An 11,146-nucleotide genomic window follows, 5' to 3' on the forward strand; every position below is an offset into this window, starting at 1 on the left:
CCGGAGATTCCGTCAACTCAGGCCAGCTCGAGCGCAGCCGCGACAGCGACGGGATCGACCGAAATGGGTTCTACGACAGGCATTCCCGACAGCGCCGTATCGGGATCCTTGAGGCCGTTTCCGGTGACCGTGCACACGACGGTCAGGCCCGGTTCGAGCCAGCCTTCCTTTCGAGCTGCGAGCAGCCCGGCGACACTGGCGGCGGAGGCCGGCTCCACGAACACGCCCTCGGTCTTGGCGATCAATCGGTACGCCTCGAGGATCTCCTCGTCGGTCGCTGCGCGGAATGCTCCGTTCGATTCTTCCTTGGCGTTGACGGCGCCGTTCCAGGATGCGGGCGAGCCGATCCGGATCGCGGTGGCGATGGTTTCCGGATCCTTCACCGGCGCACCGTGAACCAGCGGAGCAGCGCCCGCGGCCTGGACTCCGAGCATCCGCGGCTTGCGCGTGGTCAGACCGTCACGGAAGTACTCCGAGTAACCGCGCCAGTACGCGGTGATGTTGCCTGCGTTGCCGACCGGCAGTGCGTGGATGTCCGGTGCGTCGCCGAGGGCGTCGCAGATCTCGAAGGCCGCGGTCTTCTGGCCTTCGATGCGGACGGGGTTGACGGAGTTGACCAGACCGATGGTCGGAAACTCGGCCGTGGTCTTGCGGGCCAGTTCGAGGCAATCGTCGAAGTTGCCCTGCACCTGAATGATCTTGGCTCCGTGCATGACTGCCTGCGCGAGCTTGCCCATGGCGATCTTGCCCTGCGGAACCAAGACGGCACAGCTCATTCCGGCCTTGGCCGCGTAGGCAGCTGCGGAGGCCGAGGTGTTGCCGGTCGAGGCGCAGAGAACGGCCTCCTGACCTCGGGCGAGCGCGTCGGTGACGGCCATGGTCATCCCGCGGTCCTTGAAGGAGCCGGTGGGGTTGAGTCCCTCGACCTTGAGATGCACTGTGCACCCGGTCAGTTCGGACAGGTGCCCGGCCGGCAACAGCGGGGTGCCGCCCTCGCGCAGCGTGACGGTCTTCCAATCCGGGCCGATCGCCAGACGCGAACGGTATGCCTCGATCAGACCGGGCCAGGGGGTGTGGACGCTCATACGGTGGTGCCTTCCAATCGGAGAACGCTGGCGACGTGAACGACGACGTCGAGCTGCTCGAGGGATGCAACGGTGTCGGACAGTGCGGAATCGGCCGCGAGGTGCGTGACGACGACGAGCCTGGCTCCGTCACCCGAGCCCTGCTGACGCACCGTGGAGATGCTGACGTCACGCTTGGAGAACTCGGCCGCCACGGTGGCGAGAACGCCTGGCTTGTCGGCAACCTGCATGCTGACGTAGTAGCGAGTGAGGATGTCACCCATGGGGGCCACCTTGAGCTTGGCGTACTTGGATTCGAGTGGACCCCGTCCGCCGTAGAACTTGTTGCGAGCGGCCATCACCAGGTCGCCGAGTACTGCGGACGCGGTCGGCGCGCCGCCTGCACCCTGGCCGTAGAACATCAGGCGGCCTGCGGCCTCTGCTTCGACGACCACGGCGTTGAACGCACCGTTCACCGACGCCAACGGGTGGTTCAGCGGAACGAGCGCCGGGTAGACCCGAGCGGAGATTCGCTCCTTGCCCTTGGGCGTGACGATCCGCTCGCAGATGGCCAGCAGCTTGATGGTGCAGTCCAGAGATTTCGCGGTTTCGAGATCGTCCGAGGTGATTTTGCTGATGCCCTCGCGGTAGACGTCACCGGCAGTGACCCGCGTGTGGAATGCGATGGACGCCAGGATGGCGGCCTTCGATGCAGCGTCGTAGCCTTCGACGTCGGCGGTCGGGTCGGCCTCGGCGTAGCCCAGACGCCCTGCCTCGGCGAGGGTTTCGGCGTAGTCCGCGCCCGTCTCGTCCATGGCCGAGAGGATGAAGTTCGTGGTGCCGTTGACGATGCCGGCAACCTTGTTCACACGGTCACCCGCGAGAGACTGCATCAGCGGGCGGACGACGGGAATGGCTCCGGCCACGGCGGCCTCGAAATACAGGTCGGCACGTGACTTCTCGGCCGCGTCGGCCAGTTCCCCGGTGTACTCGGCCAGCAGGGCCTTGTTCGCCGTGATGACGGACTTGCCCTTCTCCAGGGCAGAGAGCACCAGCTTGCGGGGAATGTCGATGCCGCCGAGAACCTCGACGACGATGTCGACGTCGTCGCGGCCCACGAGCTCGGCGGGATCGTCGGTGAGCAGCTCGGCCGGAACTCCACGATCGCCGTCGACCCGACGCACCGCGATGCCCCGAATCTCCAGTGGCGCACCGACTCTCGCCTCGAAGTCGTCAGCGTTCTCGGTGAGGATCCGAACGACCTCGCTGCCGACGTTTCCGAGTCCGAGTACGGCGACGCCTATCGGCTTCGATGTCATGGCTGAACCTCCAAGCTGAGCAGATCTTCGATGGTTTCCCGCCGCAGGATCAGGCGCGAGTGCCCGTCCTTGACCGCAACCACAGCGGGCCGCGTCAGCAGGTTGTAGCGACTGGACATGGAGTAGCAGTAGGCCCCTGTGGCCGCTACCGCGAGCAAGTCACCCGGCCCGACGTCTGCCGGCATCCATGTGTTCTTGATGACGATGTCGCCGCTCTCGCAATGCTTTCCGACCACCCGAGCCACGACGGCCTCGGCATCGCTCGTGCGAGAGACCAGCCGACAGTCGTATTCGGCCTGATACAGCGAGGTTCTGATGTTGTCGCTCATGCCGCCGTCGACGCTGATGTAACGCCTACGCGTCGACTTGTCGACGGTGACGTCCTTGATCGTGCCGACCTCGTACAGCGTGACGGTGCCCGGTCCGGCGATGGCGCGGCCCGGCTCGACGGCAATCGTCGGGACCGGTAGACCCACTGCAGTGGACTCGGTCTCCACGATGGTGGTCAACTTCGCCGCGAGCTGCTCCACCGGCGGCGGATCGTCACTCGGCACGTACGAAATACCCATGCCGCCACCGAGATCCAGAGTCGAGATCTGCGCGGTCTTGTCGACGCCGAACTCCGAGACGATGTCTCGCAGCAGACCGATGACCTTGTGCGCTGCCAACTCGAAGCCGTCGACCTCGAATATCTGCGAACCGATGTGACTGTGCAGTCCGACGAGGCGAAGGTTGTCGGCAGCGAACACGCGCCGGACGGCGTCGAGCGCAGAGCCGTCGGCGAGCGAGAATCCGAACTTCTGATCCTCGTGCGCGGTGGCGATGAACTCGTGGGTATGCGCCTCGACACCGACGGTGATGCGAATGAGAACGTCCTGCACCACACCGGCCGCACCGGCGACGCCGTCGAGACGGTCGATCTCGATGTTGGAGTCGAGCACCACATGTTCGACGCCTGCGCGCACGCCCGCCTCGAGCTCGGCGACCGATTTGTTGTTGCCGTGCATGGCAATTCGGTCGGCCGGGAATCCGGCAGCCAACGCGATGGCCAACTCGCCTCCGGAACAGATGTCGAGAGAGAGCCCTTCGTCGGCCACCCAGCGTGCGATCTCTCCGCACAGGAAAGCCTTGGAGGCGTAGTGAACTCGTTCGGGCGCCCCGAAAGCGGCGGCCATCTCACGGCAGCGCGAACGGAAGTCGTCCTCGTCGACGACGAACAACGGTGTGCCGTACTGCTCCGCGAGATCGGTGACCGACACTCCGGCGAGCCGGACGGTTCCGTCCTCACCGCGCTCGGCGTTGCGGGGCCACACCTGCTCGGGCAGCGTCGTCATCTCCGACGCGTCGGCCGGGCGATGGGACATCGACTCCTTCGCGGGGGCGTCGGCATGCTTGGGTCCTGCCGGATGTGCGCTCACATGCGCTCCGGTGCGCTGACCCCGAGCAGTTCGAGGCCGTTGGCCAGGACCTGCCGGGTCGCGTTCCCCAACGCCAGTCGTGCGGTGTTCACAGGTCCGGGCTCCTCGTCTCCTTGTGGAAGTACTCGACACGCACCGTAGAAACGGTGGTAGGCACCCGCCAGCTCTTCGAGGTAGCGGGCGATCCGGTGTGGTTCGCGCAGTTCGGCAGCGCTGGCCACCACTCGTGGGTACTCGCCGATCGTCCTGATCAGCTCGCCTTCCTGCTCGTGGGTGAGCAGGCTCAGATCCGGCTGCTGCGCGCTGATTCCCAGTTCGGCGGCATTGCGCGCGAGTGAGGCCAGGCGGGCGTGGGCGTACTGGACGTAGTACACCGGGTTCTCGTTGCTGGCGCTCGCCCACAGGGCGAGGTCGATGTCGATGCTGGAGTCGACGGACGACCGGATCATGACGTACCGGGAGGCGTCGACGCCGATGGCTTCAACCAGGTCGTCGAGGGTGATGACGGTTCCGGCACGCTTGCTCATCTTCACGGCCACACCGTCGCGCACCAGGTTGACCATCTGGCCGATCAGCACCTCGACGGTCGCGGGGTCGTCTCCGAACGCAGCTGCGGCCGCCTTGAGGCGTCCGATGTATCCGTGGTGGTCCGCTCCGAGCATGTAGATGCACAGATCGAAACCGCGCTGCCGCTTGTTCTGGAAGTAGGCGATGTCGCCGGCGATGTAGGCGGCGTTGCCGTCGCTCTTGATGACGACACGATCCTTGTCGTCGCCGTACTCGGTGGACCGTAGCCACCAGGCACCGTCCTCCTCGTAAAGGCTCCCCGAGCTCTTGAGGTACTCGACCGACTTCTCGACCTCACCTGAGTCGAACAGCGAATTCTCGTGGAAGTAGACATCGAAGTCGACGCCGAACTCGTGCAGATTGGCCTTGATCCGGTCGAACATCAGCTGGGTGCCGATCGCTCGGAACGTCTCTTCCTGGGCCTCGGGTGCCAGCGCGAGCGCTTCCGGCTCCTGCACCAGCACCTGCTCCGCGATCTCGGCGATGTACTCGCCTGCGTAGCCGTTCTCCGGAGCGGGTTCGCCCTTGGCCGCGGCGATCAGCGACCGGCTGAATCGGGCGATCTGTGCGCCGTGATCGTTGAAGTAGTACTCGCGAGTGACCTCGGCCCCGTGGGCGGTCAGGATCCGACCGAGTGCATCGCCGACGGCTGCCCACCGGGTTCCGCCGAGGTGCACCGGACCGGTCGGGTTGGCCGAGACGAACTCGAGATTGACCTTCTTGCCCGTCATCGAGGAACCGCTGCCGAAGGCCGCGCCTTCGGCGAGCACGCGGGCAACGATTTCGCCCTGCGCTGCAGCGGCCAACCTGATGTTCAGGAACCCGGGACCTGCGACGTCGGCGCTGTCGATCGCGGCCTCGGCCGCGAGAGCCTCGGCGAGCCAGCCGGCGAAGTCGCGGGGGTTGGCTCCGGCCTTCTTCGCGACCTGGAGTGCCACGTTGGTCGCGTAGTCGCCGTGCTCGGGATTGCGGGGACGCTCGACGGTCAGCTTCGCAGGGAGGACTGATGCATCCAGGCCGCGGTCGGCAAGCACCTTCGCGGCGGTCGCGTGAAGCAGTTCGGCAAGATCGGCGGGAGTCACAGGTAGCTATCCTATTGGCTGGTGCGCGGCGTCCTCGCATCCACTGCCCGTCTGCCGGCGAGCAACCTCGGCCTGCGCGGTCCGCGCAGGCTCTGAGCACGCTCTCAGACAGAGAACGTACAGTGAGGGCGCTCTGCGCTGATGGTCATCGGACGATGCTGTCACCAGCAGATACGCATCACCAGCGCAACCGAACACCACCTTTCCTCGACTGAGAGAGCAACTACAGCGATGCCAACGGGTCCCGACAAAGGCAGTCAGAACAAGTCGGCTGCGAAGGCAGACAAAGCCATCAACGCAGCCAACAAGAAGTCAGCTCGCAAGAAGAAGGGCGGCGTGCCCACCGCGACGGGCAGGCAGATTCCCTGGCTGACGGTTGCCGGTGTCGTTGTCGTCGTCGGTCTCGTCGCGGGCCTCGGGATCAATCTGTATCCGAAGTACCAGGACCGCGCCGAGGCGCAGAAGTTCGCGCCGAGCGAGGCCAATCAGGATCCGTCGACCGGCATCGAGGGTGTCGCGATCCAGGAGTACCCCGCGGCTCTGCACGTCGGGCGCACGCAGCGGGTCGCCTACGACCAGTCGCCGCCGTTCGGTGGACCGCACGATGCCGTGTGGGCCACCTGCACGGGAATCGTGTACCCCGAGGCCATTCGCACCGAAAATGCCGTGCACTCGCTCGAGCACGGTGCCGTCTGGGTCACCTACAACCCCGACGATCTGAACGAGGACCAGGTCCAGTCGCTGGCCGATCGCGTCGACGGTGAAACGCAGATGATGATGTCGCCGTACCCCGGCCTCGATTCCCCGGTCTCGCTGCAGTCCTGGGGCCACCAGCTCAAGTTGGACAGCGTGGACGACGAACGCATCGGCCAGTTCATCTCCGCCCTGCGCCTCAACCGTTTCGCCTACCCCGAGGTCGGCGCCAGCTGCGCATCGGTCCCGGGAACCGGTGACAACGCATTCGATCCGGACAACCCACCCCTGTTCGACGCCTCTGCACCCGGCGCGGACGCGGTACCGATGGACGGTGCCGGCATCACCCCCGATGCAAGCGAGACCGGCGGCACCGGCGGAGTTCAGCTGCCGAGCGATCTTCAGGTCCCCACCAACTGATGACCGAGCCGACGACAACCGACAGCGCGGACGCCACCGCGTCCGCCACCAAGCCGAGCCAGCGCACCGCGCTGGTGGCGCTGGCGCTGATCGCCGTGCTGGCGATCGGTTTCGCGCTGGGCTTTCTGGTGCAGAGTCCGTTCCGGGACGACGACACCGCACCTGCTGCGGACTCGGTGGACGTGGGCTTCGCGCAGGACATGACCGTGCACCACAACCAGGCGATCGAGATGGCGGCGGTGGCGCTGACCAACGCGCCGGATCAGGCAGTCAAGAGCCTGGCGTTCGACATGCTCACCTCGCAGCAGAACCAGGTGGGACAGATGCAGGGCTGGTTGGCCCTGTGGGACCGAGCACCGATCTCGACCGACGGCTACATGAACTGGATGGCCGAGGACGACTCGCACGGTCACTCCATGGGCGGAATGTCCATGGATCCCGGATCCTCGGATCCCACCAGGGCCATGCCGGGCATGGCCAGTTCCGCTGAGCTCGCCGCTCTTCGCCAGGCCACCGGCTCGGATGTCGACGTGATGTTCCTGCAACTCATGCTGCGCCACCACGAGGGCGGCCTGGCGATGATGGAGTACGCGCAGACTCACGCGCAGTCACCGGCGGTGATCAATCTGGCGAACTCCATGGTCGCCACCCAGACCAGCGAGTCGACGCTGATGAAGCAGATGCTCGCCGAGAAGGGTGCGCAGCCGCTGCCCGAGGGGTGATTTCGGCTCGGGTCGCGGATGCGCTAGTCTTTCGTACAGCCCAACAGGCACACCGGTTCGTCCGGTGCGCCCCCGTAGCTCAGGGGATAGAGCGTTCGCCTCCGGAGCGAAAGGCCGCAGGTTCGAATCCTGCCGGGGGCACACATCTTTCACGCACGTCATCGTCGTACGGTGGCTGCTCGAACGAGACGGTGGACTTCGATGTCCGAGAATCTCCCCCGAGTCGAGACCGTCGTCGACGACCTGTACTCACTCCCTCCCGCTGATTTCGTCTCGCATCGTGCGGCATACGTCACCCGGTTCAAGAAGGCCGGCGACAAAGCCGGTGCCACCCGCATCGGCGCCCTGCGCAAACCCACTCTCGTGGCGTGGTTGGTGAACACACTCGCTCGCCGAGACGAATCGGCCCTGGCGGAACTGTTCGATCTGGGTGAGCAACTCGAACGAGCACAGCAGTGCGGCGACGGCCCCCGACTGCGTGAATTGTCCACTGCCCGAAGCACTTCGATACGTGCACTGACCGACCGAGCAGTCGCGCTCGGACGCGACCTCGGGGCGACCGTCGGCGACAACGCAGCCCGCGAGATCTCCAACACCCTGAACGCGGCGATGGCCGACGCCGAGATACGCGACCGCGTCCGCAAAGGCAGAACCGTGGTGGCCGAAACGTACAGCGGCTTCGGGCCTGCGCTGCTGTCGATCGTTCCGGACTCTCCCGACGATGACGACGCCGCCGAGGACGACCCGGTTTCTCCCGAGGTCGAGGACGACCGGCATAAAACCGACGAAGCCGAACGAAACCGACTGCTCGCCGAACTCGAGTCGGCCGAATCCGATCTCGATACCGCGCGAACCGAAGTCGACGAAGCCCAAGCGGACACCGAACGAAAAGCGTCCGAACTGCACAGCGCTGCAGAAGAAGTCGAGCGAATCGAGGCCGAGCTGGAGGCCGCCGGAGCCCGAGAGCAGGCTGCACGAGAAGCACACGAGGCCAGCGTCGTACAGGCGGAGTCGACGGCGGCGGCACTAGACGCGGCCCGCATCCGCGTGGCCGAAGCCCGGTCGGCCCTCGACTCCCTGACCTGACCTACCCTGGCGGGGTGACCACACGCTGGCAAGCCGAGAACTCCGCAGACGATTCCGCGCGCTACATCGAGCGATTCGACCGCCTGGCCGAACGCGGCGTGGATCTGCACGGCGAGGCCCGCATGGTCGACGCGGTGGTCTCCCCCGCGTCGAGCATTCTCGATGCCGGATGCGGGACCGGCCGACTCGGTGTCGAGTTGGCCCGCCGCGGACACCTTGTGACCGCAGTGGATCTCGATCCCGTTCTGGCCGAGGCCGCGCGAGCGCACCCCGAACTCGACGTTCATGTCGCCGATCTGACGACGCTCGATCTGGGCCGGGCGTTCGACGCGGCCGTGGCAGCGGGCAACGTACTCGTCTTCATGAAGCCCGGTACCGAACGAACTGCGCTCCAACGCATCTGGGCACACCTGACCGAAGGCGGAGTGTTCGTCACCGGATTCGCCACCGATAGGGAGTACACCGTGGACATGCTCGACGAGGATCTGGCGGCGGTCGGTTTCGTCCTCGAGCACCGATTCGCGACGTGGGATCTCCGGCCCTGGCGGACGGACGCCGACTGGGCCGTCACCGTGGCACGAAAGCCGGCCCTGCTGGCCTGACACGGCATCGATCGAGCGACGGGATTCGAATACCGAGGGTTGATTCGGACGCCTACGGGAAGACTGTGCGTCATGAAGGAACACATGGCGAAGCTGCGGGAATCGTTCTGGTTCATTCCCGCCGTCCTCGGGGTCGTCGCACTCGTGCTCGCGCAGGCTCTGGTGAGTCTCGATCGCTATCTGCTCGATACCCGGGTGGATCTGACGGGCTCGCTGCTCTACCACGTGGGTGCCAGCGGCAGCCGAGACATCCTCGGTGCCATCGGCGGGTCCATGCTCGGCGTGGCTGCGACGTCGTTCTCCATCACCATCTCCGTCCTCGCCACCGCCAGTTCCTCGTACGGCCCCCGCCTGGTGCGCAACTTCATGGCCGATCGCGGCAATCAGGTGGTGCTCGGCATCTTCGGTGCCACGTTCCTGTACTCGCTGATGGTGCTGCGGTCGATTCGCTCGATCGAATCCGACGGCTCGGTCTTCGTGCCGGACATCGCCGTCAACGTTGCCGTCGCACTCGCGGTGGTCGACGTGGGTGTGCTCGTCTACTTCATTCATCACATCGCACAGTCGATCCAGGTGGCGACGCTGTCCGGCCGCGTCCGCGACGAACTGTCGGAGTCCGTCGACGCGCTCTACCCACCCGAACAACCCGCCGATGCAGCGTCGGCAGAGGGCATCGTCAAGCCGCCCGTCTACACGACGGTGCTGGCCGAGGAGTCCGGGGTGATCATCGACATCGACGAAGACGCAGTGCTGAACATCGCTGGCGACACCGACACCGTGATCGATGTTCATCGAGTGCCCGGTGAACACGTCGTCGCCGGTGAACCGCTCGCCGATGTTCTGGCCGATCGATCGGCGAACATCTCCACCGACGCGGTCGGACGGGTTCGAGGGTCGTTCGCCATCGGCACCAGTCGAACACCGCGGCACGACATCGCTTTCGCCGTCGAGCAGATGACCGAAATGGCTGTGCGCGCCCTGTCGACGGGCGTCAACGACCCGTACACGGCACGCAACGCCATCGACGATCTCACGGTCGGACTGGTCGCGGTCGTCCAGCGTCCCAGGCCCTCCCGGGCTCGTTGCGGCTCCGACGGCACCGTACGGGTGATCACCCGCCGCGTCGCGGTTCCGTCACTGATCGACCATGCCCTCGATGCGGTGCGGATCTACGGCACCGGCAGCCCCATGGTGGTGCAGGCCGGCATTCGTCTCGCCGAGCGAGTGGGTCGGGCGGCACAGGATTCCGAGAACGTCGACGCCGTACTGACTCAACTGGACTTGCTGGACCGCGCGTTGGCCTCCGGCGACACCGATACCGCCCGCACAGCCGAAGCCCGCGAGCAGATCTCGCTTGCCCGCGCCGCGATCACGGATCGAGTTCCGCTCGCAGTACCTCGCGTCGTCATTCGGTAGACGCCGGAACCGGACACCGTGGGAGGATGGTCGGTATGCCAGCACCGTCTCCGCTTCCCCTCGATCCCATTGCAGAGGCACACCGCCAGTGGACCGAACACGGATGGTCCGACGCCGCCGACGGTATGGCCGCAGTGACCTCGTTGATGCGCGCGCAGCAGATCATGCTCGCCCGGGTCGAGGAAGCGTTGAAGCCGACGGGACTGACCTTTTCGCGCTACGAACTGCTGACGTTGTTGACCTTCACCAAGAACGGGGCTCTGCCGATGGCGAAGGCGAGCGCACGTCTGCAGGTGCATCCCACGAGCGTGACCAACGCTGTCGATCGTCTCGAGTCCGTGGGATACGTTCGACGCATCCCACATCCGAGCGATCGACGCACCACCCTGGTCGAAATCACCGAGCAGGGACGCACATTGGCCGTCGAGGCCACCGAGCGCTTGAACTCACTGGTGTTCGCACGCCCCGGTCTGGCACGGGACAAATTACTGGCGCTCGTTCGGATCTTGGCGGAACTCCGTTCGGATGCAGGCGATTTCGACAGTGAAAACATCACTACATCGTTCTGAGTTCGATCGTGACTCGTCACAAGACAATGGCACACCCGTACCGTTCGTGGTGCAATTGCTCCAGGAACAGGTCGGAGCCGATCTGCTGAAGGGCTGGTCTCGCGCATCGTGCCGGTCGCGGATCTCCTCGACGACGCTGTCGCGACCGCCACCACCATCGCCGAGATGTCGCTCCCGGTCGCCATGAT

The 11,146-nt window shown here is 65.6% G+C and carries 10 protein-coding genes, 1 tRNA gene and 1 pseudogene; 8 read left to right on the forward strand and 4 right to left on the reverse strand.

The annotated features are described in order from the left end of the window. Window positions 1–17 precede the first annotated feature (17 nt). From thrC to argS, 4 genes are read right to left on the reverse strand one after another with little or no spacing between them, the layout of a single operon-like run. A complete protein-coding gene (gene thrC, locus CH256_RS06010; protein WP_027497914.1) occupies window positions 18–1,085 on the reverse strand; it encodes a threonine synthase in 1,068 nt (355 codons plus the stop codon). Beyond that, a complete protein-coding gene (locus CH256_RS06015) occupies window positions 1,082–2,383 on the reverse strand; it encodes a homoserine dehydrogenase (RefSeq protein ID WP_094669089.1) in 1,302 nt (433 codons plus the stop codon). Before CH256_RS06015 ends, thrC begins: the two co-directional genes overlap by 4 nt. Further along, the gene (lysA, locus tag CH256_RS06020; protein WP_094669090.1) at window positions 2,380–3,801 is read right to left on the reverse strand and encodes a diaminopimelate decarboxylase; all 1,422 of its coding nucleotides are present in this window, start codon (window positions 3,799–3,801) and stop codon (window positions 2,380–2,382) included. The genes CH256_RS06015 and lysA overlap by 4 nt, the downstream gene beginning before the upstream one ends. Beyond that, window positions 3,798–5,450, reverse strand: coding sequence for an arginine--tRNA ligase (argS, locus tag CH256_RS06025; RefSeq protein ID WP_068048294.1), 1,653 nt, complete (start codon window positions 5,448–5,450; stop codon window positions 3,798–3,800). Before argS ends, lysA begins: the two co-directional genes overlap by 4 nt. 231 nt (window positions 5,451–5,681) lie before the next feature. On the opposite strand from argS, the gene CH256_RS06030 reads away from it, so the two are divergent. The 8 genes and pseudogenes from CH256_RS06030 to CH256_RS06065 form a co-directional block, all read left to right on the forward strand. Then, complete coding sequence (locus tag CH256_RS06030) at window positions 5,682–6,563, forward strand: DUF3105 domain-containing protein (protein WP_068048298.1); 882 nt, start codon at window positions 5,682–5,684, stop codon at window positions 6,561–6,563. After that, entirely contained in the window at window positions 6,563–7,285 is a 723-nt protein-coding gene (locus tag CH256_RS06035) for a DUF305 domain-containing protein (protein WP_068048301.1), read from the forward strand. The genes CH256_RS06030 and CH256_RS06035 overlap by 1 nt, the downstream gene beginning before the upstream one ends. Before the next feature lie 68 nt (window positions 7,286–7,353). Beyond that, window positions 7,354–7,426: transfer RNA gene (locus CH256_RS06040), tRNA-Arg, on the forward strand. A gap of 60 nt (window positions 7,427–7,486) precedes the next feature. After that, complete coding sequence (locus CH256_RS27980; RefSeq protein WP_068048304.1) at window positions 7,487–8,371, forward strand: hypothetical protein; 885 nt, start codon at window positions 7,487–7,489, stop codon at window positions 8,369–8,371. A 14-nt stretch (window positions 8,372–8,385) separates the two neighbouring features. Beyond that, complete coding sequence (locus CH256_RS06050; RefSeq protein ID WP_094669091.1) at window positions 8,386–8,973, forward strand: class I SAM-dependent DNA methyltransferase; 588 nt, start codon at window positions 8,386–8,388, stop codon at window positions 8,971–8,973. Between the two features lie 72 nt (window positions 8,974–9,045). Then, on the forward strand, window positions 9,046–10,389 hold the full coding sequence (locus CH256_RS06055; protein ID WP_094669092.1) for a DUF2254 domain-containing protein: 1,344 nt from the start codon (window positions 9,046–9,048) through the stop codon (window positions 10,387–10,389). Window positions 10,390–10,424: 35 nt separating this feature from the next. Further along, window positions 10,425–10,958, forward strand: coding sequence for a MarR family winged helix-turn-helix transcriptional regulator (locus tag CH256_RS06060; protein ID WP_094638685.1), 534 nt, complete (start codon window positions 10,425–10,427; stop codon window positions 10,956–10,958). 84 nt (window positions 10,959–11,042) lie between these two features. Then, a pseudogene (locus tag CH256_RS06065) lies at window positions 11,043–11,146 on the forward strand (enoyl-CoA hydratase); the annotation flags it as partial.

Source organism: Rhodococcus sp. 05-2254-6 (assembly GCF_002258565.1).
Taxonomy (GTDB): domain Bacteria; phylum Actinomycetota; class Actinomycetes; order Mycobacteriales; family Mycobacteriaceae; genus Rhodococcoides.

Bases quoted from the DNA above. Each gene is read 5' to 3' on its own strand.
- CH256_RS06015 (WP_094669089.1), bottom strand. From the start codon at position 2,383: ATGACATCGAAGCCGATAGGCGTCGCCGTACTCGGACTCGGAAACGTC.
- CH256_RS06055 (WP_094669092.1), top strand. From the start codon at position 9,046: ATGAAGGAACACATGGCGAAGCTGCGGGAATCGTTCTGGTTCATTCCC.
- CH256_RS06035 (WP_068048301.1), top strand. From the start codon at position 6,563: ATGACCGAGCCGACGACAACCGACAGCGCGGACGCCACCGCGTCCGCC.
- CH256_RS06060 (WP_094638685.1), top strand. From the start codon at position 10,425: ATGCCAGCACCGTCTCCGCTTCCCCTCGATCCCATTGCAGAGGCACAC.
- thrC (WP_027497914.1), bottom strand. From the start codon at position 1,085: ATGAGCGTCCACACCCCCTGGCCCGGTCTGATCGAGGCATACCGTTCG.
- CH256_RS27980 (WP_068048304.1), top strand. From the start codon at position 7,487: ATGTCCGAGAATCTCCCCCGAGTCGAGACCGTCGTCGACGACCTGTAC.
- CH256_RS06030 (WP_068048298.1), top strand. From the start codon at position 5,682: ATGCCAACGGGTCCCGACAAAGGCAGTCAGAACAAGTCGGCTGCGAAG.